Below are 22,575 nucleotides of genomic sequence, written 5' to 3'. Positions count from 1 at the left end.
GTCATTTTCTCCTTGAATACAGCGCCGGATGATAGCCGAAGCCGATGCCTCATTGGTCCGTCGCTGGCCAACGATATTGCGCCAGCTCAGGGTTGAGCGGCGTACGGGCGAAGACATTGGCGAAATTGCATAATGTGGCCAGACTCACCCCGAGGATCACTTCCAGGGCATTGCCCTGGGTGTAGCCGGCGGCGAGGAATTCGCTGAAGGCCTGGTCACTGACATTGCCACGGCTGGCAATCACCTCCCGGGCAAAGGCGGCGAGTACTTCGAGCTTTTCCTGGGGCAGTTCGGCTTGCCCGCGCAAGGCCTCGACCACTTCAGCCGGCAACTTGGCCTTGTTCAGCGCCACCGCCGTGTGCCCGGCGACACAGAAGTCGCAGCCGTGGGTGGTGGCGGCCACCAGTTGCACCACTTCGCGTTCGGCCAGGCTCAGCTCGGCCTTGCCATTGAGCGCCGATACCGTAACGTAGGTTTCCAGTGCCGCCGGTGCATTGGCCAGTACACCGAGCAGATTGGGGATAAACCCGGAGTTCTTCAGGGCGCTCTCCAGGAAAGGCCTGGCCGCTTCGGGAGCGCTTTGCAGTGTGTGTAGAGTGACGCGCGACATGGAGTGGACTCCTGTTGTAGGGTGGTCTGGTAAGTCTGTTGGTTATAAGAATTCCGATCCATATTCAAAAGTAGCGTTTCCTTGCTCCTGAGTGTTTCCATTAGATGATTTCGTCCAGCCCGCTGGTTGATTGGTTATTAGAAAGTCTCGAACTTGATGCGAGCCTGTTCCATGTGGGCCGTTACTGCGGCGGCTGGCATGCCAGCACCCATGGTCTGGCGCGGGCGAGCTTTCACCTGATCGTGCAAGGGCATTGCTGGTTGCACATTGACGGACAGCAAGAAAGCCTGCGGCTGGAGGCTGGGGACGCGGTGTTTCTGTTGCAGGGCCTGGATTACCGGCTGTCCAGTGCCCGGGACAACGTTGAAGCGCAGCGCCTGCCGCGTCAGGCGATGACCGCCCTGGACGGCACCGCCCAGGATGGCGTGGGACTGGTGTGCGGGTTCTTTCATTTCAAGTCGGGATTGTCGACGTTGATTATCGACGGGCTGCCGGACTGGATCGTCCTGCGCGCGGGAGATCCGTCGCTGAGTGCGGCGCGGGCCTTGTTCGGGCTGATCCTGGCCGAGTGCGAGCGGCCACCGGCACCCTCCTCGGCGCTGCTGGAGCGCCTGAGTCACCTGCTGTTTCTGTATGTGTTGCGCCAGCAGGTGGCGGATAACCAGAGCCTCGGTGGACTGGTGGCGCTGGCCCGGCATCCGGGGTTTGCGCCGTTGCTGGAACAGTTGATCGAACGGCCTGGGGACAGTTGGTCGCTGGAGAGCATGGCGGCCTGTACCGGGTCATCGCGCTCGGCATTTTTCAAGCGTTTCAATGAACTGGCCGGACAGTCACCGGGGCAGGTGTTGCTGGCATTGCGGATGCGCCATGCCTGTCAGTTGCTGCGGGCCAATAATACGGTGGAGCAAGTGTGCGCGGCGGTGGGATATCAGTCGATTGCCGCGTTTACCCGGGCGTTTGCCAAAGCGCTTGGGGTACAGCCGGGAGCTTATCGTCGCCAGCATGAAGGGCGCTGAAGGTACTGGAGCAATACCGTCAAGCCCAACCCTCAGCGCAAACCATAGGAATAAACCCCAACATCATTGCTGTTGTACCAATTGCCCTTGGCCCAGACCACACGATCCTGCGCGCCTTGAAAACCGAGGATGCCCAGGTAACCGTCAATGGCCAGCCGTTGCCAGGAACGCCCCCAGTCCCGGGAGTAGAACACCCCGTTGGCGGAGATTTGCGCATCCGACCACCAATAGAGCCAACGCGGCGGCCGGTGTTCGCTTGAGGTGTTGATCAGCAGGCTGTTCTGTCCCACCCAGAAATTTCCCCCGCGCAAGCGGCTGTCCGATGCCAACGGCGCGAACACGCTGGGCAGCTCGCCCATCGGCTGCCAGGTCAGCTTGGCGGCATCCAGTTCGGCAACCACATCTTGCCCGTGATCGCCCTGGTCGATCAGCCCTATCACGCGCCCGACATCGTTCTCCACCAGAGCATCGATAAACAGACCGTCCTCGCGCCGCACGGCTGCGACCTGCCACTGCCCGGCCTTGCGCTGCAGTTGCGCCCGTGTCGTGACGTTGATCGCCAGACTGCCGCTTTCACTGTCGGGATTACGCCCCCAGAAGCGTTGGGAAACCCAGATAAACGCCCGCTGTGCATCCAGTTGCGTGACATAGGTCTGGATTTCCCCATAAGCGTCCGAGTCGCGCCATTCAACAATGTCAGGCCGTTTGCCCCGGGCATACTCGGTAGGCACCAACAGCGACTCGGCAGCGAATATCGGAGTGCTGCTCGCACCGCGATCGGCGGAGTAGAACACCCCGGTGGCAATGGCCCCCGGTTTGTCTTCGCCGCTCTCGTTATCGGTGCCGCTCGGGGTTCCCCAGGCCCAGACCTCATCCTGGCCATGAAAGTAGGGTTTCAGGTTCCAGGCCAACTGAGCAGCCTTGGGAAACAGCCCCTTGGCCAACCAGGTCCAGCGCTTGCCCTGATCGTCACTGCGAAAGATCACGGTCTGGCGGATGTCATCGCTGCTCGCACCGACGACTTCGGGTCGCTCAAGACCCGTCAGCAGAAAAACACTGGCGCCATCCGCGGAGGCTACCAGGCAGGCGGCGTCACTGACATGGGCCACCATTTGAAACTGGCCCTGAGCGTCCAGGCGGGAAATGAAGGAGGTTTCCTTGTCCCGGCGGGAAAGAAAGCCCGAAAAGGCACCCGAGCCTTCCGACTCCTGATCCTTATCCTCAACCGACTTGCCATGGAGTACGACATCCAGGTCCACCACGTCGGCGGCAGGTTGCAGCTTTTTCGCGTCCCCCTCCAGGCGCCCCACCAGCCAGGTGCCCCGCGGAGTCACCACCACGCCGGTGCAGTACTGGGTCATGGCACGTTGCCGGATGTCCTGCAGCGTACCGATCTGCTGCCGATCGGGGCTGCCCCCACCCCAGTCCAGCTTGGCGCTGGCAATTATCCACATGTACCAGAGCCCGGCACCGACAAACAGTGCGACAAACAGCCGGATGAACAACTTTGATCGAGACATGACGGGAATCCGAATCCTTGGAAAATACCGGGAAGCTTTTCTCATTTCTTGCGGCGGGAGTAAATTTTTATTGCAGGGAACGGCCGCATCCACCCACCTGATTGTCAGTGTTGTGACGCCGGTTCCATTCATCGGCGACACCCGGGTTCCTCAGCCTGTGCGATGGTATGGGCTCCCCCCTTACAGACACCTCAAGCCTTTCAGCGTCGCCTCCACCGCCTGCTCCAGAGGGGTGTGCGGCTCTGTCCCCAGAACGTTCAACAGATGGGCATTGTTCATTCGCAGTGGCTTGCGCCACAGGTAGCGCATCTCCAGCATCTCGCGAAAAGTGCTTACCAATGGCGAGACCAGTCCCACCAGCCACCAGGGAAAACGCCGCAGTTTTACCTGGCCGCCCGTGCGCTCGACCACGCGGGTGATCGCGGCCGCCATCTGGGTGCCGTCGGCGTCCCAGTGCCCGGCCATATGAAAAGCCGCGAAGGGCGCCAAGGTCTGCCGCCGCGCCAACAGTTCGATCATGGTTCGCGCCACGTCCGGCAGGTAGGCCCACTGATGACCGATGCCCGGATCGCCCGGCAGATTGACCACCCTCACCGCCCGCCCGGGCTTGATCATCCCCTGGGAAAACCAGCTGCTGCCAGTCTGCGGTCCGAAGAAGTCGCCCGCCCGCAGCACAATCGCTCGAACGCCCTGTTGCGCTGCCGCCTGCAAGCGTTGCTCAAGCTCGACGCGGATACGCCCCTTGCGCGTCAAAGGATGCTGCGCCGCCTGTTCGTCCAACGCGGCAAACGCATCCGGCCCGTAGTTGTAGACCGTGCCCGGCAGCACAATGGTCGCGTTTTCAACACGCGCGGCGGCAATCGTATTGTCGATCATCGGTAGCACCTGCTCGGCCCAATGCCGATAGCCCGGCGGGTTGACCGCATGCACGATCACGCTGCAACCGCGCGCGGCACGCAACACGTCGTCACGCTCAAGGGCATCGCCGCGCAACCACTGGATACCGTCGCGCTGTTGCGCCGCCATCGCCAAACCGCGCTTGAGCGCCTGCACCTGCCAGCCGCTATCACGCAGTTGCCGCGCCACCTCACTACCAATGCCGCCGCTTGCGCCCAGAACCAGAACCTTGTTGCCCAGTGCTGCCATGTCGATTCTCCAGAAAGGGGGTGATGAACAGAGTCTGGTCCTGCCCTTTCAGGAAATAAATTGCATGGCACAAGCTATCCGCCATACATTTATGCATGGACAAGACTATCGGTTGGGAGTTGTACCGCACCTTGCTCGCCGTGCTCACGGAGGGCTCGCTCTCGGGTGCCGCGCGGGCGCTGGGGATTACCCAGCCCACGGTGGGCCGGCATATCGCTGCGTTGGAAGGCTCATTCAAGCAACCGCTGTTCACCCGCTCACAGACCGGTTTGCTGCCCACCGAGACCGCGTTGGCGCTGCGCGGCTATGCCGAAGCCATGCAACACACCGCCGCCGCGCTGGAGCGTGCCGCTACCGGCCAGGGCCAGGCGGTGAATGGCACCGTGCGGATATCCGCCAGCGAAATCATTGCCGTCGAGGTCTTGCCCACGGCGCTGGCACAACTGCGCCAGGCCCATCCGCAACTGCGGATCGAGCTGCTGGCCACCGACAAGGTGCAAGACCTGCTGCAGCGGGAGGCCGACATTGCGGTACGGATGACCGCACCGAAACAGGATCAGCTTATCGCTCGACGTATCGGCCATGTGGAACTGGGCGCTTACGCCCACGCGGACTATTTGCACCAGCATGGCACGCCCAGCACGCAGGATGACCTGTCGCGCCATGCACTGATCGGCTTCGACGTGCCCACCCCGTTCCTGCGTGCCGCCAGCAAACAGTTGCCGGGCTGGAACCGTGAAGCCTTCGCGCTGCGCACCGACAGCAACCTGGCGCAACTGGCGATGATCCGCGCCGGCTGTGGCATCGGCTTCTGTCAGGTCGCGCTGGCAATCCGCACGCCGGGCCTGGTGCGGGTCTTGCCACGACAGCTCAGTTTCCAGTTGGAAACCTGGGTGACCATGCACGAGGACTTGCGCACCAGCCCGCGCTGCAAGGCGACGTTCGACGCACTGGTGGCGTGCCTCCTGGCTCACACCCAGGCGTCGCAGTCATGATCTTTGAATACTGAGTTCGAGAGCCGTTCGAATGTATTTATTGACTATAGGAGACAGTCTTGCATATGGTTCAATATGAGGGTGTCGTCTTAAGTGCATGGAGCGCATTTTCGGAGACTCGATTATTGACGGCAACGGAGGCCGTAATACATGTTCAAAGCCAGACGAAACATATGGATTTTGTTGTTTCTCTATATCATCGGTGTCAGCAGTTATATTTATCATCTCCACTCCCAGGCTCAGGATATCCTGACACAAAGCATCAACGAAAAACTTCTGCATGCTGCCTTGGGCGCTTCAGCCATTCTCGGCGATCGTTATCATGACCATTTGATCGACCAGCACTCCAAATCGGAAGAGGAAGATTTGAATGCCATCCAACGACTGTCCGCATTCAACAAGTCAATCGGCACGGCCTTTATCTATACCGTGGTAAAGCAGGCAGGGATCGCGTATCTGGTCAGTTCCAGCGCCTCGGAAAAGGAAATGCAGGACAAGAGTTTCGTCCGTTTTTTCGATCCCTATCCCGATGCCAGCCAGGCCTTGCTTGATAGTTTCGAACGCAGCGAACCAACCTGGATCGATTACGCTGACCGTTGGGGTGACTTTCGTGCTGTATTCGTTCCATTGAGATCTCAGGATGGTACTGTTTACATTGCCGGTGCAGAAATGACTCTGGCAGACTACAACCAGCAACTCGATCAAGAATCCCTGTACCATATCGTCCTGGCTATTTTGATCTTCCTCGCCTTCAGCATCCTGTTCGCAGTCGACTTGTTACGCGTGCGCACGCATCTGCAACAACTTCAAATAAACGAAGCACTCCACCACGAAAAAAATGTGGCAGAGCATGCCGACCGCTCCAAGACCCGCTTCCTGGCCTCCATGAGCCATGAAATTCGCACCCCCATGTACGGAGTCATCGGCGCAGCCGATCTGCTGGCCGGGACTTCATTGACCCCGAAGCAGAGCGATCTGCTGAAAACAATTCATACCAGCGGCAAAGCCATGCTATCCCTGATCAACGATACTCTGGACCTCGCAAAGATCGAGTCAGGAAAACTAGACTTCAAGCCTCGTATATTCGAATTACACGCCTTGTTAAGCGCTACCGCCGAACTGGTTCGACAAAATATCCAGGACAAACCTGTTGTACTGGAAGTGCAGCTCTCAAAGGAAGTTCCGTTATGGGTAAAAACCGATGACGAACGTCTTCGCCAGATATTAATCAACCTTCTGGGTAATGCGATCAAGTTCACCGAAACAGGCAAGGTATCACTAACAGTGGGCCTCAAGGGGAATACGCCGTTACCTCACCTCGACTTCTCGATACGCGATACCGGTATCGGTATTTCCGCAGAACAGCAGGAGCATCTGTTCGAGCCCTTCACCCAGTTTGAGGGGCCGATCAATCAGCGCTTTGCAGGGACAGGGCTTGGTCTGTCGATCTGCAAGCATTTGATCGAAGCCCAGAATGGGATTTTATCTTTTAGCAGCGTACCAGGTAGAGGCTCGATATTTTCTTTCTCACTGCCCATCGAGTCATTTTCTGCCTCGCAGATACCCACCGTTTCGAATCATCCGGAAGTGCTTTTCGACTCATCCTTTGCCCGGCAATACCCACTCGATATTCTGCTGGTGGAGAACCACCCACTGAATCAAAAAGTGGCGCTGGCAATGCTACAGACACTGGGCTACTCGCCTGATCTGGTCTCTAGTGGTCTTGAGGCACTCCATTACTGCAAGACCTCAACACCGGATGTCATCTTGATGGACATCAATATGCCTGGAATGGATGGTTTGGAAACCATCAGCAGAATCCGCCAGTTGCCGCTGGGTAATACGCGCTACATCGTGGCTTTTACCGCAAGCGCTTTTTCGAGCGAGATCGAGCATTTCAAGCGCGCCGGTGCCAATGACATTCTGACCAAGCCGGCCACTTTCCTCGCATTTACCGAGGTCCTTCAACGCTCAGCAGCCTACCGGCAGCATATTCAGCTCAGTGTTTCCATGGCTGAGTGATGAATACAGATTTGACCATCCGTAAGATACGCCAGCCATTGGCGTATGCTGCTCCCCAGTATAGATAACGCACAACGAGACAACGCCATGCCACATACCATCAAGGATAAAAAACGCCTACTGACCCGTGTCAGACGCATCAAGGGCCAGACCGAAGCGCTGGAAAATGCCTTGAACATGGAGGTCGAGTGCAGCGCCGTGCTGCAACAGATCGCGGCGATCCGCGGGGCGATCAACGGCTTGATGGCCGAGGTACTGGAAGGTCATATCCGCGAGCACCTGGGCGCGGACGATGTCACGCCGACCCAACGTCGAGAGGATGTGGACGAGGTGGTGTCGGCGCTGCGTTCGTATCTGAAGTGACTTGTCTGTTTACTTGACGAGTCGCTTTTCCTTGGACGGTCGGTACCCAAAATACGCGCTATAGCATTTGCTGAAATGACTGGGTGAAACAAAACCGCAGGCCACCAGCACATCGACCTGGGACAGCTCGGTGTGTTGAAGCAGTCGACGCGCCTCGGTGATACGCAGTTCCATGTAATAGCGTTGCGGCGTGGTCCCCAATTGTTCCTTGAACAGACGTTCGAGCTGTCGACGGGAACGGCCGGCGTAGACCGCCAGTTGCTCCAGCTCCAGAGGCTCTTCGAGGTTGGCGTCCATCAGCTTGACCACCTCGCGCAACGGCGCGCTCACACAGACATTTTCCGTCGGTTTTATGCGCCGGTAGCGTGACTCCTCGAATGCCAGGATGTCCTCGATCCCCTCGACGAGGGCTTTGTCATGCCGGCCCTTGATCCAGTCCAACGCCATGTGGAATGCCCCGGAGGGGCTGGAAGCGGTGAGCCGGTCGCGGTCGATGACGTAGGCCTCACTGGTGACGTGGGCGGCCTTGGAGATTTCCGTCAGTGCCGGACGGTGTTCGGGGTGAATCGCACAACGATAGCCGTCCAGCAAGCCGGCGTTGCCCAGGAACCATGCACCATTCCACAGTCCGGCCAGACTGGTGCCCTGCTCCGACGCCAGCCTCAGCAGGCCGATGAACTCATCATCCGTCTGCAGCGCTGTCCGGTAGCCACCGCAGACGACCAGCAGATCCAGGTTCTGGAGGACGCTGGAATCGATACGGGCATCGGGCCGAATAACCAGGCCCAGGTCGCTGATGACCTCCCCTTCATTCAGGCCGAAGGTTCGGGAAGAGAACAACCCGGGGCGCAGAAGATTCGCCGTGACCAACGTATCCAGTGCCTGGGTGAACGCCGGCAGCGAGAAATGCTCGAGCAACAAAAAACCTACCCGGCTCATTTGCGCAGACTGGTCAGGGTTTTCATTCAGGTAGCGGAGGTTCTTGCCCTTCATCCCGCCGCTGAATTGACGTCGCTCGATCAATGTTTGAACCACTCGATTGTATTAACCAACAGGTCGTCTGGCGTATCGAGCAGGGTGAAACACCTGGCCGCGACACAGTAGAGAGAGTACCGACTTGTCGCACCCACTGCATCGCAAAAACGAGCGGAACACACCCATGCACGCCGCAGCCACGGGCACTGGGCGCGTCAACGAATCAGCATCGCCGCGGCAGCCGCCAGCATGATCGCCGCCGCGCCGCGGAACAGCCGCTGTTGCGCTCGCAAGCTCGACAGCAGGTGCCGGATGCGCACCGCGCCGACAATGAACAGCGCGCCAACAGCGAGCAGCACGAGAACAGTCAGCGGTACCAGCATCAGCCCCCAGGTCTGCAACGAGACCGTCTCAAGGTTGATCACCAGCGGCAACAACGCCAGATAGAAGGCAATGGTCTTCGGGTTGCCCAGGGTAATGGTCAGGCCGGATATCGCCGCCGACAGCAGTTCCTTCTTCCTCACCGGTTTGCCGACTTCGATAGCCTGATGGTTGGCGAACCAGAACTGCCAGGCCAGATAGCACAGGTACAGCGCCGCCGCCCAGCGCACCAGTTGGAACAACGCACTGAAGTGCTCGGCGATCATTGCCAGGCCGAAGACGGCAAATGACAGGTAGGTCAGATCGCCGAGGATCAAGCCAAACAGCAGGCAAAAACCCGACAACGCGCCACCGCTGACGCTGCGCGCCACCAGCGCGGCCATGCCGGGGCCGGGAATGGCCGCCGCGATACCCAGCGCTGCCGAATAGGTAAGTGCTTGTGTCAAATCGAGCATATTGCGTTCCTCAGGTAACTTATTATTGTCTTGCTCGGCGCTTTACGCTTTCGGCAAGCAAGGTGATCAACACGGTCAACGGAATCCAGCAACCCACTGCCTGGCGACTTCCCGGGAAAAGACCAGATCCTGCTCCGCTAATCCGACCGACTTGAAGATCGTCACGCCCGCCTCGTGAGCCAACACGTCATCGACGCAGACAGCGCAGATCTCCGCGTCCACTCCTTCGCCCGGCAGCAGGCCTTTGACAATGGCCTTGATCACGCACTCGGGCACGGCCAGAACCGATCGGTTGCAGTGCATGAACAACGCGCAGCCCTGGCCCCCGTCTTCATGCGACGCCTGGCCCCCGATTGCGTTGATAGGGCAGCGCTCCGGTAGCTCAGCACGAGCCAGAATCGGCGTGCGAGCGGCCGCAGTGGTAAAGATGACGTCACTGTCAGGTACCGACTCGGTCATCATCGCGCTAATCGCGACCGGCAAATCGCGGCAGTGCTCGCCCCAGGACGCAAACGTCAACTCTCCGGTCGTTATTGGCCCTTTGCTCGCCAATCGGGTGGACAGCAGAACCGGCAACGGCGCACAGATGATTCCGGGGGCATTCGCATTGTCAGGGCATTGCACATCGGGTCCGAACAATCCTTCTACCGTCCCCCTCAGGGTGACGCCAATAATGCTGACGGCATTGGCCGCATGTCCCTGCCCCAGTGTCTTGTCGACTACGATGACGCATTTGTGAACGGTTGCATTGAAACTCATTGAATCCCCCCACAACTATTAATGACTGTTCAGTTCTTTGAGCGTTGTCACACTGAAGTCAATCCAGCCATCGAGCAGCCCGACAAACTTTTCAGTGTCACTACCAATGCCGATATAAGCGACTTGCCAACTGGCGACTTCTGCCACTTCATCACACCCCGCAGAGGGTTGGGATGAGTCAGGCCGGCAGAGAGTGTCTCTTGAGCTGCAAATAACGTCATCGCCACATAGTCCACAGCCTGTTACAGCGGACTTACATTCCTGCACCTGCCCAGCCCAATATTTCGTTGATATGACATGGAAAGACCTGACGTGTCTGGGGCTGCGCATCGACCGCTTGGTCGTCGCGCTATTGAAAAAGCTGATAAAACTTGAAAAAACAGATAAAAAATCATTTATCCGCCTGAAACCGTGCTCCCCCCGAAAAAGGTAGCGCCCATCTTGATTTATTTATTCAACGAAGCGCCCAACATCGACTTGTATGCAGTAACTAAAACCTGACAACTTCAACACCACAAGCTGAAAAAATATTATACCTTCCAGCCCGGGAAAAATTTTCTATTTCAATTGCTGGCAGGCTGAGTTCTGGTAGGATCTACCTGTTAAGCACAAGGAAGAGAAATTTATGACCTATCAGACTCTAAGCCCGACTGATGTCAAAATCCTTACCGCCTTGCAACAGGACGGCAGGATCACCAACCAGACCTTGGCCGACCAGATCGGCATGTCGGCCTCGCCCTGCTGGCGCAGGGTCCGGCAGTTGGAAGAACATCACTATATCCAGGGTTACAGAGCGGTGCTGGACCGACGCCGGATCGGGTTGGGGGTCATGGTCTTCATACGGGTCAGCATCGACCATCACAGCGCAGCCGAGGCCAGGAAGTTCGAACAGGAAGTGATGCAACTGGAGGATGTGGTGGCGTGCTACAGCATCGGTGGCGACGCCGACTTCCTGCTACAGGTAGTGGCCCGCGATCTCGACGCGTTTGCCGACTTCGCCATGTCGGTGGTCCGGCAGTTACCCGGCATCAAGGAGATGCAGAGCATGTTCGTGCTCAAGGAGATCAAGCCTTTCGTGTCGTTCCCGGTCAAGCGCGCCGAAGAAGCATGAATGCGCAGTACCGCGCCAACAAACACCGGTGTCGGATACCACCAAAACTCGATATCGAGAATTGACGTAGCGCTCGGCCCCCGGGGGTTGTGCACTAACGGTGTTGTAAATCGCTTGCCTGGTTTTTACGTTGATTGTCCAGGATCACCCGCCCCCACGGACGGTAGCGCAAGGAGAATACCGCCGTCGGATGGCAACCGCTGGACCTGGCGTCCGGGGCTGCCGGCTCGGCGCGAAACGCTTGGCCTTCGGGGCTGACCTGGCGGAACGCTTCATGCACGATACCGACCGAGCAAGGCAGCGCGCTGGTGTAACTGTCGCGCACCACCAACGGCAAACGTCCGCTACCGGCACCGTCCTGCCACCAGACCTGAATCCCGCTGCTGGCCAGTTCACCCAGCCAATGGGCATTGACCTGTGGTGCCAGCTTTCCGGTACTGAACGCGCTGATGTGCAGCGGCGCGTCGAGTTGGCGGGCGAAGCCCTGGAGTTGCCGCCGCAATTGCTCACGCCTTTCGAGCGCCATGAAGTGCGTGTCATCCAATTCCAGTGGCAGGTACCAGCCACTGACCGGCAACTTCCAGTCCTTGCGCAGTTTCTTCTGCTGGGCCAGTGATTGCCCAAGTTGCGCTTGCCAGTAGGACGCCAGCCCGGCGCTGTCGAGTGGGTCGATACGCTGGTAAAACGCCGGATCCATGGACAGTCCAAGCACCAGCTTCAGCCCCTGCCCCTGGGCTTCACGCAGACTGTTGGCGAGCCAGCCATTGGCTTGGCCAAAGACCGAGTCCCCGAATGCCGTCCATTGTACGATGAGCGTGGTCGCCCCCTGCTTGGCACTGGCTTGCCAAACCTGTCGCCATTGCGACTGACTCAGGCTGGCGTCGACATTCAACGGCTGATAGAAAATCCGCTCATCGGCGCGGACCTGCAGGCTGCCCAGCATCAGCCAGCAGAGCAGAAGCAGCAGTCGGCTCATCAGAAGTTCAACTCCACGCCCAGCAGCACGCCATTGCCGCCTTCATACAAATTGCCGCCCAATGCCTGCTGATACTCGGTGCGTACGGTCAGGTGCGCGCGGTAGGCGTTGTAGATATCGTCGTCGAACCACCATTGCCAGCGCAGGCCGAGACCGGCGCGCAAATCCTGACGCCAGGCGTTGTTCGGATCCTGACTGGCGAACTCGAGAAAGCCATACGGCATGATGGTTTGCGCGCTGTTGAACGGCAGCTTCCAGGCGTGTCCCTGCTGGAAGCGCGACAACCATTGATGGTCGCCGGACTTGGTCCACCACGCCGCGTCGAGGTACAGGAAACGCTCCTCCCAATCGCTTTCATCGACCCGCCAATCGTTGCGGAAGCGGCCTTGATCGAGGAACGAAGCGGTGGTGCGCAACAAATAGTCGGTGTTGGTGTGGCCGTCTTTACGGTGATCGTTGAGCTGGTCCCAGAGCTGCCCCGGGTTGAGCAACTCACCCAGACTCAGGCCTTGCTTGTCCTGGCTGTCGAAGGTGTTCTGTTTGTAGATCTCGGCGTAGAAGTTGATGTTCGCCGTGCCCCAGGGTTTGTAGCGCAAGCCCAGCCCCGTGCCGACGGACTCCGCGTAACTGGAGCGACCCGCGCCCCCCAGCAATGCCCGGCCATACACCGACAACGTGCTGCCAGCGCGGCTTGGCTCATCACCCAGGGCATGGTCCCACATGGCTACCTGCACGTTTTGCGAAGCGGCGTGACGAACAGTGCCCTGGCTATTATCGGGGCGCAGGATGTCGTTGGTCGATACCCCGGCCGGCGACCAGGTGCTGGCCAGGGTTCGGCTGTCACGCCTGGACAGCGCTTCGTGGGCGCGACGCTGGCGATAACGGAGGGCTTCGAGGTTGTCGCCGTCGCCGCCGACCAGCGGGTTTTGCTCCAGATCGATGACCCGGCGTAGTTCCTTGCGCGCCGAGGCACTGTCTTCGACTTCATCGTAGCGCCAGGCCAGTGTCTCGCCGAGCGCATAGTCCTCGGGGAAATGCTGGGTGGCGGTTTGCAGGTAGGGAATCGCGTCAGCGCGCTCTGGCGCGGTTTCGGCCCCGGCCAGACGCATACCGTAGTCGGCGCTGTAGCGCGGGTTGTTCGGTTCGCGACGTACCGCCTCGGCCAGCCACGCCGTGCTTTGCGGCAGATCGCCGGCCTTTTGCGCGATCACCGAGGCGGCATAAAAATGCTCGGCGTCAGGTGATAGCTGCAACGCCTGACGCTGACGCTCAAGGGCCAGCGCATAGTTGCCCCGGGCCTGGGCGATGGCCGCGCCCAGGCTCCATTCGTTACCGCCACGGGTGCGGCTTTGCTGCCAATAGCGCTCCGCGGCATCGGTGTCACCAACGGTCAATGCGCTGCGGCTGGCGGTGAGACGGGCGTTTTCAGTCAGTTCGCGGTCCGGCGTGTCGCGCCAGATACGCAAGGCCCCGGCGGAGTCGCCGGAGGCTTCCAGGGCATAGGCCAGCGGCAAGCGACTGGCGCGATCACCGAGTGTTTCCGCAGCCTGATAATAAACCACTGCTTCACCCGGCCGGCCCGGCATGGCACAGCGCCCCAGGGCACGGAATTCGCCGGCGTCGGCAGGTTGCGCAGCGATGGCTTGGCGGACCGCGTCGCACTGGCCGTTCTCTGCCAGTTGCCCGAGCAATTGGTCGCGCGTCGCGGGGTCGACCCGGCTCAACAACAGGGCCATGCGCTTTTGCTGGGCAGGGGTCGCTGTCGACGATGAGTCATAGAGCCCGGCCAGACGTTGCAACATCGCCGCCGGCAAGTGCGCGTCGTGGCAGTCGAAGGCCTCTTCGAGCAACTGCTGCGTGTGATCGCGCTGGCCGTTGTTGAGCGCCAGGTAGGTGGCTTGATTGAGTGACTCCAGATTGCCAGTCTGTTGGTAATGCCGCTCCCACAGCGTCGCCGCTTCAGCGTTACGGCCCAGTGCCTGCAGCCGTTCGGCACGGCGCTTGACCACATCAGCGGTTTGCGGTTGGCTGACGAGCCAGGCCATGATTTTGTCGCTCTGGCCCTGTTGCTGCCAGACATCGAGCAAGTCTTCTCGGCGCTTGCTGTCCCAGGGTTCGGGCAGGCGCTGGCTCTGCAGCAGCTCGCTGGCTTGCAGGCGTTGCGCAAGCACCAGCCAGGTCTGCGGATCATCGTTTGGCGAGCAACCGCGCAACTGGACCAGCGCGGCTTGCGGGTCACGACGGGACAGCCATTCCGCGGTTTCCAGACACGGGCGCTGCAACTCGCCGCTCAAGCGTTGCACAGTCGCAGAGTCACCGGTTTGCCGGGCCAGTTCCCAGAGTCGTTGGCGCTGGCCGGGGGCGTCGAGCTCGCCAGCCGGCACTGATTGCATCCAGCGTTGCGCCTGTTGGATATGGCCCATGGCAATTGCCCGGTCAACCATCGCCAGACGCACCTGGTGTGCCGCGTCCGCGGTCGGGGCCTGACGCAACAGGTCCTGCAAAGGCTGGTCTTCGAGGCGTTGCACATAGGCGCTGGCCAGTCGCCGCCAACCTTCGGCATCGAGTTGCTTGCGCTCGGCCAGTGGCGCCAACTCCTGGATGACCGCGTCCCAGTCGCGCATTTGCTCGGCCCAGTTCGCGCGAGCCTGGTGCAGGAGATTATCGTTGCCCTGGCTGGGCAGATGGGCAAGCCAGTCATGGGCACGGGCCGCACCACCCCGTTTGGCCAGGCTCAAACTGTAGGACTGCCAGAGACGCTCGCGCTGGTTCGCCGGGCCGCTGGCGATCCAGCTTTCGACCTCCTCGGCCGCCGGCGGATCCTGTTCGATCCAGGTCAGGCGCAGTTCGAGCAGAGCGTCACGGTTGCCCGGGGTATCAGGCAGAGCCTGCACCGCTTCCTTGTAGCGACGCTGTTTGGCCAGGGATTCGACCAGCATGGCCCGGGCTTCTTCGTTGTCGGGCACCTGCGTCAGCAGGTGACGCATCAGCCGTTCGACTTCACTCCAGTTACCATTTTTGGCTTCGCGGTAACTGCGGTCCATGTACGGGTAGCTGCGGAACTGATCGAAGTCGCTCAGTGGCGCGGCATCGACCCAACTGGCGGCGCCCAGACCCAGCAAGAGGCCGCCGAGCAGCACTTGATGACGAATACCTGGTTTCATGCGACCTCCCGAACAATGCGGAAAGCCGCTTGCTGTTCAGCCGATTGCTCGCGCAATGCCTGTTGCAGGATCTCCGGGGTGATCATGCCACGCTCGATCAGGTGATCGCCCAGCGACATGTGCTCGGAGTCGAAGTCGATCAACGCCTGATTGAACAGCGTTGCCGGAACCATACCGCGCACCTGCAGCAGATTGCCGAGCAATACCTGGTGGTGGCTGACACGTTCCAGCAGGGCTTCATCGTCCTGATGACGCTCAAGCACCTCCAGCATGTGATGCACATCCTCGTTTTGCAGCAGGCTTGGATACCAATAGCGGATGCCCAGCGTGACCCGCCCCTGCGGGGCCAGACGACAGCGAACCGGGCGTTTCAAACGACGGCTGATGGCGCCCAGGGAAACCTGGCTAACCGGGCCTTCGGAGGCCAGCACCAGGGTTCTGCCTTCTTCGGCGACCGGCAGCACGCCGTAGTGGGTGGCAACTTTGCGCGGTATACACTCGATCAGCTGCTTGTCGAGCTTGAACGGATTGAGTGGCGCCCACTCCAGGTCCAACTGCTCGGCCAGGGTTTCGACCAGTTGAGTGCTGTTGATGTGCTCGCGCAGCAGCAACTCATGACCGAGGCGACGGCGCACCGGGTTGGTGATCGCGGCTTCCAGTTGCGCTTCACTCAGCAGGCCTTTTTCGACCAGCCGATGCCCCAGCGATGTGCGTTGGGTCGTGGCCAGGGCGGGGAATTCGTGGGTGGTTTTGTCCCAGGCCACGCGGCGCGAATCGCCCATTGCCATGACCTGACGCAAGGCGCGCAGATTGGCGAAGAAATTCACGAAGTTGCTCCACATCATCCGTGGCGCCGACAACAGGCCTTGACCCAGACCGTAGAAACGGGTGACGAACCAGGCCCGCTGAAGCAGCCGATTGAGCAGCATCAGGCCGTTGAGCCAGAGCAGTTGCGACAGCAATGGGCTGTCGGACAGAATAGACGGGAAACGCCAGGCCTCGGGGAAGAGCAGCGTCACCAGCCACATGCTCAGCAACACCAGCAGCAACAGGTTGACCATAAAGCTCAGCAGGTAGGCGATCATGCCTCGGCGGTCGCGCCAGAGGAAATAGTTCAGCGAGCCATTGCTGCTCCACCCCAGGTTCTTGGTGCCCTGGAAGACGATGCCGACAATCCAGCGCGACTTCTGCCTGATCGCGTGTTGCAGATCACGCGGAAAATGTTCGCGGACACAAATGACCTGGGAGAACGCACGGTTCATCCCTATCACCCACTTCCGTTCCAACGCCAGTTTCGGGTCGCTGACCGAGTAACGGGCGAAAATGCACTTCATGCCCTTTTGCTTGAGGCGAAAACCGATGTCGTAGTCTTCGGTCAGACTCTGTACATCGAAAGCGATGCCATCGCCGTCCTCCAGCAGGGCGGTGATCGCCTTGCGACTGAAACAGGTGCCGACACCGGCGCTCGGCACCTGGCCGGTCAGCGCTTCGCGCACGATCACGTCCTTACCGTGGTTTTCGGCGAACTCATCGACATAGTGCCCGGCGGTGAAACCGCTCCATTCCGGTGCGTAGGGGTAGACCGGAATCTGGATCAGGTCCTTGCTCGGCAGCAGGTAATTGAACAGGCGCAATTCCATGGGCGAAATCACGTCTTCGGCATCGTGCAGAATGAACCCGGCGAATTCGATTTTCGCGTCGTTTTCAAAGCGCAGAATCGTGTCGATGATGTTATTCAGGCAGTCAGCCTTGCTGGTTGGCCCGGGCCGCGCGCACACCACTTTGTGCACGTTGGGATAGTGCCGGCACACGGCATCGACGTCGGCCTGGGTCTCGGCGTCGTTCGGGTAGGTGCCGACGAAAATCTGGTAGTTCTCATAGTCCAGGGTCGAGGCCGCCAACCGAGCCATTTCACCGACCACGCCGACTTCGTGCCAGGCCGGAACCATGATCGCCAACGGCTTCTCGGCGATCTCATAGAGTCGCTGTTCATCGGCACGCTTGAATTTTTCGTAGATCCGCCAGCGCCGGATCAGCTTACGACTCCAGTACATCAGGTCGATGAACAGGTCATCCAGCCCCAGCACGAACATCAACAAGGCCAGGCTGAACGCAAGGTATTTCAAGCCGAACAGTATGTATGCAAAAAAATCGACAATCCCCAGGCTCATACTGCGCTACTCGCGGAGCGCGCACTCAGCCAGGAGCACAAGCGCCTGGCGATACGTTCGCTGGCGTGCCCATCGCCATAGGGGCTGTGGACGCGGCTCATGCGCGCATAGGTCGATGGATCATCCAGTAACTGGATAGACTCTTGGACAATGCGCTGGGTATCGGTGCCCACCAGCAACACCGTGCCACCTTTCAGCGCTGCCGGACGCTCGGTTACCTGGCGCAATACCAGTAGAGGCTTGCCGATCGCCGGAGCCTCTTCTTGTACGCCACCGGAGTCGGTCAGGATGAAATAGGCGCGAACCATCAACCAGACGAAATGCTGGTAATCCTGAGGGGCGATCAGATAGATATTCGGCTGGTCCGAAAGCACGCCATACACCGCACTTTGCACGCGCGGATTCAGATGCACGGGATACACGAACTGCACGTCCGGGTAACGCTGGGCCAACTCAGCCAGGGCCAGGCAGATGTCGCGGAAGCCGTCGCCGAAGTTTTCCCGACGATGGCCGGTGATCAGTACCATGCGTCGGTTGTCGTCGAGCACCGCCAACGGCGAGTCAGCGGCGGGATGCCATTGGGTTTCGTGTTGGCGCGCGCGCATCCACAACAGCGCATCAATCACCGTGTTACCGGTAACCTCGATGTTCTCCCGTGGCACACCTTCACGAAGCAGATTGTCCCGGGCGTCGTCCGTAGGTGGAAAGTGCAAGTCGGCGATCACCCCGGTCAGGCGCCGGTTGGCTTCTTCCGGCCAGGGCGCGCGCAGGTTGCCGGTGCGCAGACCGGCCTCGACATGGCCGATCGCTAACTGGCGGTTGAAGGCGGCAAGGGCAGCGATAAAGCTGGTGGTGGTATCGCCGTGCACCAGCACGATGTCCGGTTGCAGGCGTTCATAGCTTTTATCCAGGCTGATCAGCAGTTGCTGGGACAGGCCGTTGAGGGACTGGCCCGGGGTCATCACTTGCAAGTCTTCGTCGACCGTCAACTCGAAGTCGTCGAGCACTTGCTTGAGCATTTCCCGGTGCTGGCCGGTGGAGCAGATGCTCAACTCGACCCCTGGCCACTGACGCAGAACCCGGGCCAGCGGAGCCATCTTGATGGCTTCTGGGCGGGTACCGAACACCATCATGATCTTGAAGCTCATCATTCCCTCCCTGGACAACATCCTGTCCGAATGGCTAGAGGTCTAATACAAGAGCAGCTGAACAAGGGCTTGGTGAAAATTGTCCAGTGAAGCGTTTTCAGACAATCATGAACTGCCTGCTCGAGTGTCGCCGTGTATCGCAGATGCCATCCGCCAACGTGGCGCTGGATGCCCAGCCATCCGATGTGACCAAACGGAATCCCAGACACAAAAAAGGGCCTAGATTCACTCTAAGCCCTTGATTTACTTGATTCTTGGCGGGGAACCAGGGATTCGAACCCTGGGAACGCTATTAACGTTCGCCGGTTTTCAAGACCGGTGCATTCAACCACTCTGCCAATTCCCCGATACATCTGGATGTGCTGGGTAGCGTGCAACTGGGGTCGCTCTAAAACAAGAACCCCTGGACCTGTTACAGTCGGCCGTTCCGAGGACTGCCGCCTTAAACCACTCGGCCACCCCCCAGGCATTGCGGGCGCCATAATACCGGAATGAAACACACTGTCAAACTCTCGTGATAGCTTGTTACAGAGCGTCTGGTATGATCTTTGCGACTGAACATTTCAAACCCGAAGGAGTGTCGCCATGCGCGAACAGGATTACGCCGTTAACAGCGTGCAGGCTGAGCAGCTAGAAGTTAGCCGCGTCCTGCGCAACACCTACAGCCTTCTGGCCCTCACCCTCGCCTTCAGTGGCCTGACCGCCTACATCTCGCAGCAGATGCACGTCGGCTACCCGAACGTGTTCGTGGTGCTGATCGGCTTCTACGGGCTGTTCTTCCTCACCAACAAACTCCGTGACTCGGCCTGGGGCCTGGTCTCCACCTTCGCCCTTACCGGCTTCATGGGCTATCTGCTCGGCCCGATCCTCAACCGCTACCTGGGCATGCAGGGCGGCGCGGAAGTCGTCAGTTCGGCGTTTGCCATGACCGCCCTGGTATTCGGCGGCCTCTCGGCCTACGTGCTGATCAGCCGCAAGGACATGAGCTTCCTCAGCGGCTTCATCACCGTCGGCTTTTTCGTCCTGCTGGGCGCGACCCTGGCCAGCATGTTCTTCCACATCAGCGGCCTGCAGCTGGCGATCAGCGCCGGTTTCGTGCTGTTCTCCTCGGTCTGCATCCTGTTCCAGACCAGCGCCATCATCCACGGCGGCGAACGTAACTACATCATGGCAACCATCAGCCTGTATGTGTCGATCTACAACCTGTTTATCAGCCTGTTGCAGATCTTCGGCATCATGGGCCGCGATGACTGATCGCCGCCGTTGAGCCAAAAGCCCGCTTCGGCGGGCTTTTTCTTGCCGGCGATTTAGCTTCTTGGGGGTTCTGGCTTTATCATGAGCCCAGGTTTGCCAACAGAGTCCTCCATGAAGTTTGCCATTGCGCTGTTTGCCGCGCCCCACGCGCCCTCTTCCCGCCGCGCCCTGCTGTTCGCCCAGGCCGTGCTCGCTGGCGGGCATGAGATTGTCCGGCTGTTCTTTTATCAGGATGGCGTGCACAGCGCCTCGAACAGCGTGGTCACCCCGCAGGACGAGCAGGACCTGCCGCGGCAATGGGCCGACTTCGTCAGCGAACACCAGCTCGACGGCGTGGTCTGCATCGCGGCGGCCTTGCGCCGCGGCGTGCTGAACGACGAAGAAGCCCGGCGCTATCAACGCTCGGCGGTCAATCTGACGGCACCCTGGGCCCTGTCCGGTCTGGGCCAGTTGCATGATGCGGTGCAAACCGCCGACCGCCTGATCTGCTTTGGAGGGCCTTGAAGTGCCCAAATCCCTGTTGATTATCAGCCGCCAGGCGCCCTGGTCCGGCCCAGCCGCCCGCGAAGCGCTGGATATCGTACTGGCCGGCGGCGCGTTCGACTTGCCCATCGGCCTGCTGTTCATGGACGACGGCGTCTTCCAACTGATGCCCGGGCAGAACGCCAAGGCCCTGCAACAGAAAGACCTGACCGCCAACCTGCAGGCACTGTCGCTGTTCGGTATCGATGAGCTGTACGCCTGCGCCGACAGCCTGGCCGACCGGGGAATCTTCCCGACCCAGGTCGCTGGCGCAGACCTTGAGGTGCTCACTGGCGAACAGCTCAGTGCGCTTGTCAACCGTTATGACCAGGTGATCACCCTCTGATGTCGACCTTGCATGTGTTGTCCCATTCCCCTTTTACCGACAGTCGCCTGGGCAGTTGCCTGCGCCTGCTGGGCAACGAGGATGCGCTGCTGCTTTGTGGTGACGCGGTGCATGCCGTGCAACCGCGCAGCCTGCCGCTGGAGGCGCTGGAAGAACGCAGTGATGGCCTGTGCCTGTTCCTGCTCGACGAGGACCTGCAAGCCCGAGGCCTGGAGTGCCCGGCCTGGGCCACCAGCGTCGATTACCCGGCGTTCGTGGAACTGTCGATCCGTTACGACAAGGTCAATACCTGGCTATGAACACCCTGACCGTGAATGGGCAAAGCATCGCCCTGGACAAAGACGGCTACCTGGTCGAATTGAGCGACTGGTCGGCGGAAGTCGCGGTCGCCCTCGCCTCGCGCGAAGCGCTCGAACTGAGCCCCGAGCACTGGGAAATCCTTGAACTGCTGCGCGGGTTCTACCGGGAGTTCGAACTCTCCCCCGCCACCCGCCCGCTGATCAAGTACACCGCTTTGAAGCTAGGTGCCGACAAAGGTAACAGCCTGCACCTCAACCGCTTGTTCAAAGGCACTCCCGCCAAACTTGCCGCCAAGCTGGCGGGCCTGCCCAAACCGACGAACTGCTTATGACCGACTACCCGCCGTTGATCACCGAAACGCCCGCCGAGCATCCGTTCGCCCAGTTCGTCCGCATCCTCGGCAAGGGCAAGCGTGGCGCCCGCAACCTGACCCGGGAAGAAGCCCGCGAGGCCATGGGCATGTTGCTCGACGGCAAGGTCGAGGACACCCAGCTGGGGGCCTTCCTGATGCTGTTGCGTCACAAGGAAGAAAGCCCGGAGGAACTGGCCGGCTTCACCGAATCCCTGCGCGAGCGTTTGCACGCGCCAAAGCTGGCGATCGACCTGGACTGGCCGAGCTACGCCGGCAAGAAGCGACACCTGCCCTGGTTCCTGCTGGCCGCCAAGTGCCTGGCGCAGAACGGCATCAGAATCTTCATGCACGGCGGCGGCGCCCATACCGCGGGTCGCCTCTACACCGAGCAACTGCTCGAGACGCTGCACATTCCGTTGTGCCGCGACTGGACAGCCGTCGAGCAGGCAATCGGACACGGCAATCTCGCCTTCATGCCGCTGGGCGACTGGGCGCCAGCCCTGCAGCGCATGATCGACCTGCGCAATACCCTCGGCCTGCGCTCGCCGATCCACTCTCTGGCGCGCCTGCTCAACCCGCTGGGCGCGCGCTGCGGCCTGCAAAGCATCTTCCATCCCGGCTACCAGGCGGTGCACCGCGAAGCCAGCGGCCTGTTGGGTGACACGGTGATCGTGATCAAGGGTGACGGCGGCGAAATCGAGATCAACCCGGACAGCAGCAGCCATCTTTATGGCGCCACGGGCGGCGCAAGCTGGGACGAGGAATGGCCAGCGCTGTCCGAGCAACGACATGTGAAGCCGGCAACCCTGGAGCCTGAACACCTCAAGGCGGTCTGGCGCGGCGAGGTCGAGGACAGCTATCCGCAACTGGCCCTGATCTCGACCATGGCCCTGGCCCTGCGCGGTCTTGGCACACCCCGCGAACAGGCCTTCGAACAGGCCCGACGCTACTGGGATGCACGGGATAGATCGATCTGATCGATAATTAAC

General features: G+C 60.1%; 22 protein-coding genes and 1 tRNA gene. 11 read left to right on the top strand and 12 right to left on the bottom strand.

All coding sequences use genetic code 11. The features are described from left to right. Positions 1-49: 49 nt before the first annotated feature. On the bottom strand, positions 50-610 hold the full coding sequence (locus tag PFEN_RS10320; RefSeq protein ID WP_191486735.1) for a carboxymuconolactone decarboxylase family protein: 561 nt from the start codon (positions 608-610) through the stop codon (positions 50-52). 104 nt (positions 611-714) lie between these two features. On the opposite strand from PFEN_RS10320, the gene PFEN_RS10315 reads away from it, so the two are divergent. Next, a complete protein-coding gene (locus PFEN_RS10315) occupies positions 715-1,626 on the top strand; it encodes an AraC family transcriptional regulator (protein WP_191486734.1) in 912 nt (303 codons plus the stop codon). Positions 1,627-1,658: 32 nt separating this feature from the next. Here PFEN_RS10315 and PFEN_RS10310 read toward each other — a convergent pair whose 3' ends face one another. Both PFEN_RS10310 and PFEN_RS10305 read right to left on the bottom strand, forming a co-directional pair. Continuing rightward, positions 1,659-3,146 carry a hypothetical protein gene (locus tag PFEN_RS10310; RefSeq protein WP_191486733.1) on the bottom strand — a complete coding sequence of 496 codons (1,488 nt, stop codon included), beginning with the start codon at positions 3,144-3,146 and terminating at the stop codon, positions 1,659-1,661. A gap of 180 nt (positions 3,147-3,326) precedes the next feature. Next, positions 3,327-4,292 carry an NAD-dependent epimerase/dehydratase family protein gene (locus PFEN_RS10305; protein ID WP_191486732.1) on the bottom strand — a complete coding sequence of 322 codons (966 nt, stop codon included), beginning with the start codon at positions 4,290-4,292 and terminating at the stop codon, positions 3,327-3,329. A gap of 95 nt (positions 4,293-4,387) precedes the next feature. Between PFEN_RS10305 and PFEN_RS10300 the strand changes: the two genes are divergently transcribed. The 3 genes from PFEN_RS10300 to PFEN_RS10290 all read left to right on the top strand — a co-directional run bounded on the left by PFEN_RS10300 (position 4,388) and on the right by PFEN_RS10290 (position 7,672). Further along, positions 4,388-5,287 carry a LysR family transcriptional regulator gene (locus PFEN_RS10300; RefSeq protein ID WP_191486731.1) on the top strand — a complete coding sequence of 300 codons (900 nt, stop codon included), beginning with the start codon at positions 4,388-4,390 and terminating at the stop codon, positions 5,285-5,287. A 150-nt stretch (positions 5,288-5,437) separates the two neighbouring features. Next, on the top strand, positions 5,438-7,309 hold the full coding sequence (locus PFEN_RS10295; RefSeq protein WP_191486730.1) for an ATP-binding protein: 1,872 nt from the start codon (positions 5,438-5,440) through the stop codon (positions 7,307-7,309). Positions 7,310-7,396: 87 nt separating this feature from the next. Next, entirely contained in the window at positions 7,397-7,672 is a 276-nt protein-coding gene (locus PFEN_RS10290) for a metal/formaldehyde-sensitive transcriptional repressor (RefSeq protein ID WP_191486729.1), read from the top strand. A 9-nt stretch (positions 7,673-7,681) separates the two neighbouring features. Here PFEN_RS10290 and PFEN_RS10285 read toward each other — a convergent pair whose 3' ends face one another. The 4 genes from PFEN_RS10285 to PFEN_RS31005 form a co-directional block, all read right to left on the bottom strand. Further along, the gene (locus tag PFEN_RS10285; protein WP_224770936.1) at positions 7,682-8,695 is read right to left on the bottom strand and encodes a GlxA family transcriptional regulator; all 1,014 of its coding nucleotides are present in this window, start codon (positions 8,693-8,695) and stop codon (positions 7,682-7,684) included. Positions 8,696-8,862: 167 nt separating this feature from the next. Then, a complete protein-coding gene (locus PFEN_RS10280) occupies positions 8,863-9,483 on the bottom strand; it encodes a LysE family translocator (protein WP_191486728.1) in 621 nt (206 codons plus the stop codon). 75 nt (positions 9,484-9,558) lie between these two features. Beyond that, the gene (locus tag PFEN_RS10275; RefSeq protein ID WP_191486727.1) at positions 9,559-10,242 is read right to left on the bottom strand and encodes a DUF2000 family protein; all 684 of its coding nucleotides are present in this window, start codon (positions 10,240-10,242) and stop codon (positions 9,559-9,561) included. An 18-nt stretch (positions 10,243-10,260) separates the two neighbouring features. Further along, complete coding sequence (locus PFEN_RS31005; RefSeq protein WP_263596599.1) at positions 10,261-10,389, bottom strand: hypothetical protein; 129 nt, start codon at positions 10,387-10,389, stop codon at positions 10,261-10,263. Positions 10,390-10,867: 478 nt separating this feature from the next. On the opposite strand from PFEN_RS31005, the gene PFEN_RS10270 reads away from it, so the two are divergent. Continuing rightward, positions 10,868-11,353 carry an Lrp/AsnC family transcriptional regulator gene (locus PFEN_RS10270; protein WP_191486726.1) on the top strand — a complete coding sequence of 162 codons (486 nt, stop codon included), beginning with the start codon at positions 10,868-10,870 and terminating at the stop codon, positions 11,351-11,353. Positions 11,354-11,447: 94 nt separating this feature from the next. Here PFEN_RS10270 and PFEN_RS10265 read toward each other — a convergent pair whose 3' ends face one another. The 5 genes from PFEN_RS10265 to PFEN_RS10245 form a co-directional block, all read right to left on the bottom strand. Beyond that, positions 11,448-12,329 carry a DUF4434 family protein gene (locus tag PFEN_RS10265; RefSeq protein ID WP_191486725.1) on the bottom strand — a complete coding sequence of 294 codons (882 nt, stop codon included), beginning with the start codon at positions 12,327-12,329 and terminating at the stop codon, positions 11,448-11,450. Next, positions 12,329-15,493: an NfrA family protein gene (locus tag PFEN_RS10260; RefSeq protein ID WP_191486724.1), complete on the bottom strand. Its 3,165-nt coding sequence runs from the start codon at positions 15,491-15,493 to the stop codon at positions 12,329-12,331. Before PFEN_RS10260 ends, PFEN_RS10265 begins: the two co-directional genes overlap by 1 nt. Further along, positions 15,490-17,664 carry a cyclic di-3',5'-guanylate-activated glycosyltransferase NrfB gene (gene nrfB / locus PFEN_RS10255; RefSeq protein ID WP_191486723.1) on the bottom strand — a complete coding sequence of 725 codons (2,175 nt, stop codon included), beginning with the start codon at positions 17,662-17,664 and terminating at the stop codon, positions 15,490-15,492. Before nrfB ends, PFEN_RS10260 begins: the two co-directional genes overlap by 4 nt. Next, the gene (gene wecB / locus PFEN_RS10250) at positions 17,661-18,812 is read right to left on the bottom strand and encodes a non-hydrolyzing UDP-N-acetylglucosamine 2-epimerase (RefSeq protein WP_191486722.1); all 1,152 of its coding nucleotides are present in this window, start codon (positions 18,810-18,812) and stop codon (positions 17,661-17,663) included. The genes nrfB and wecB overlap by 4 nt, the downstream gene beginning before the upstream one ends. Before the next feature lie 255 nt (positions 18,813-19,067). After that, positions 19,068-19,158 (bottom strand) — tRNA-Ser (locus tag PFEN_RS10245). Between the two features lie 239 nt (positions 19,159-19,397). On the opposite strand from PFEN_RS10245, the gene PFEN_RS10240 reads away from it, so the two are divergent. The 6 genes from PFEN_RS10240 to PFEN_RS10215 all read left to right on the top strand — a co-directional run bounded on the left by PFEN_RS10240 (position 19,398) and on the right by PFEN_RS10215 (position 22,563). Then, the gene (locus PFEN_RS10240; RefSeq protein WP_191486721.1) at positions 19,398-20,066 is read left to right on the top strand and encodes a Bax inhibitor-1/YccA family protein; all 669 of its coding nucleotides are present in this window, start codon (positions 19,398-19,400) and stop codon (positions 20,064-20,066) included. A 111-nt stretch (positions 20,067-20,177) separates the two neighbouring features. Next, the gene (gene tusD, locus PFEN_RS10235) at positions 20,178-20,570 is read left to right on the top strand and encodes a sulfurtransferase complex subunit TusD (protein WP_191486720.1); all 393 of its coding nucleotides are present in this window, start codon (positions 20,178-20,180) and stop codon (positions 20,568-20,570) included. Position 20,571: 1 nt separating this feature from the next. Next, positions 20,572-20,934: a sulfurtransferase complex subunit TusC gene (tusC, locus tag PFEN_RS10230; RefSeq protein ID WP_191486719.1), complete on the top strand. Its 363-nt coding sequence runs from the start codon at positions 20,572-20,574 to the stop codon at positions 20,932-20,934. Beyond that, the gene (gene tusB, locus PFEN_RS10225) at positions 20,934-21,233 is read left to right on the top strand and encodes a sulfurtransferase complex subunit TusB (RefSeq protein ID WP_191486718.1); all 300 of its coding nucleotides are present in this window, start codon (positions 20,934-20,936) and stop codon (positions 21,231-21,233) included. Before tusC ends, tusB begins: the two co-directional genes overlap by 1 nt. Next, positions 21,230-21,565, top strand: coding sequence for a TusE/DsrC/DsvC family sulfur relay protein (locus tag PFEN_RS10220; protein ID WP_191486717.1), 336 nt, complete (start codon positions 21,230-21,232; stop codon positions 21,563-21,565). Before tusB ends, PFEN_RS10220 begins: the two co-directional genes overlap by 4 nt. Continuing rightward, positions 21,562-22,563 (top strand): glycosyl transferase family protein, encoded by a 1,002-nt coding sequence (locus tag PFEN_RS10215; protein ID WP_191486716.1) that lies wholly within the window; start codon positions 21,562-21,564, stop codon positions 22,561-22,563. Before PFEN_RS10220 ends, PFEN_RS10215 begins: the two co-directional genes overlap by 4 nt. The last annotated feature ends 12 nt before the right edge of the window (positions 22,564-22,575 follow it).

Origin of the sequence: Pseudomonas sp. FEN (assembly GCF_904067045.1) — a bacterium.
GTDB lineage: Bacteria > Pseudomonadota > Gammaproteobacteria > Pseudomonadales > Pseudomonadaceae > Aquipseudomonas.
The sequence above is the reverse complement of the archived record's forward strand: the minus strand, read 5'-3'. Positions and strand labels throughout refer to the sequence as shown.

What these genes read in the sequence shown, in the direction of transcription:
- PFEN_RS10310 (WP_191486733.1), bottom strand. Translation starts at nt 3,146, where the DNA reads ATGTCTCGATCAAAGTTGTTCATCCGGCTGTTTGTCGCACTGTTTGTC.
- PFEN_RS10220 (WP_191486717.1), top strand. Translation starts at nt 21,230, where the DNA reads ATGAACACCCTGACCGTGAATGGGCAAAGCATCGCCCTGGACAAAGAC.
- PFEN_RS10265 (WP_191486725.1), bottom strand. Translation starts at nt 12,329, where the DNA reads ATGAGCCGACTGCTGCTTCTGCTCTGCTGGCTGATGCTGGGCAGCCTG.
- wecB (WP_191486722.1), bottom strand. Translation starts at nt 18,812, where the DNA reads ATGAGCTTCAAGATCATGATGGTGTTCGGTACCCGCCCAGAAGCCATC.
- PFEN_RS10240 (WP_191486721.1), top strand. Translation starts at nt 19,398, where the DNA reads ATGCGCGAACAGGATTACGCCGTTAACAGCGTGCAGGCTGAGCAGCTA.
- nrfB (WP_191486723.1), bottom strand. Translation starts at nt 17,664, where the DNA reads ATGAGCCTGGGGATTGTCGATTTTTTTGCATACATACTGTTCGGCTTG.
- PFEN_RS10305 (WP_191486732.1), bottom strand. Translation starts at nt 4,292, where the DNA reads ATGGCAGCACTGGGCAACAAGGTTCTGGTTCTGGGCGCAAGCGGCGGC.
- PFEN_RS10290 (WP_191486729.1), top strand. Translation starts at nt 7,397, where the DNA reads ATGCCACATACCATCAAGGATAAAAAACGCCTACTGACCCGTGTCAGA.
- PFEN_RS10275 (WP_191486727.1), bottom strand. Translation starts at nt 10,242, where the DNA reads ATGAGTTTCAATGCAACCGTTCACAAATGCGTCATCGTAGTCGACAAG.
- PFEN_RS10280 (WP_191486728.1), bottom strand. Translation starts at nt 9,483, where the DNA reads ATGCTCGATTTGACACAAGCACTTACCTATTCGGCAGCGCTGGGTATC.
- tusD (WP_191486720.1), top strand. Translation starts at nt 20,178, where the DNA reads ATGAAGTTTGCCATTGCGCTGTTTGCCGCGCCCCACGCGCCCTCTTCC.
- PFEN_RS10315 (WP_191486734.1), top strand. Translation starts at nt 715, where the DNA reads ATGATTTCGTCCAGCCCGCTGGTTGATTGGTTATTAGAAAGTCTCGAA.
- PFEN_RS10215 (WP_191486716.1), top strand. Translation starts at nt 21,562, where the DNA reads ATGACCGACTACCCGCCGTTGATCACCGAAACGCCCGCCGAGCATCCG.
- PFEN_RS10270 (WP_191486726.1), top strand. Translation starts at nt 10,868, where the DNA reads ATGACCTATCAGACTCTAAGCCCGACTGATGTCAAAATCCTTACCGCC.
- PFEN_RS10300 (WP_191486731.1), top strand. Translation starts at nt 4,388, where the DNA reads ATGGACAAGACTATCGGTTGGGAGTTGTACCGCACCTTGCTCGCCGTG.
- PFEN_RS10320 (WP_191486735.1), bottom strand. Translation starts at nt 610, where the DNA reads ATGTCGCGCGTCACTCTACACACACTGCAAAGCGCTCCCGAAGCGGCC.
- PFEN_RS10295 (WP_191486730.1), top strand. Translation starts at nt 5,438, where the DNA reads ATGTTCAAAGCCAGACGAAACATATGGATTTTGTTGTTTCTCTATATC.
- PFEN_RS10260 (WP_191486724.1), bottom strand. Translation starts at nt 15,493, where the DNA reads ATGAAACCAGGTATTCGTCATCAAGTGCTGCTCGGCGGCCTCTTGCTG.
- tusB (WP_191486718.1), top strand. Translation starts at nt 20,934, where the DNA reads ATGTCGACCTTGCATGTGTTGTCCCATTCCCCTTTTACCGACAGTCGC.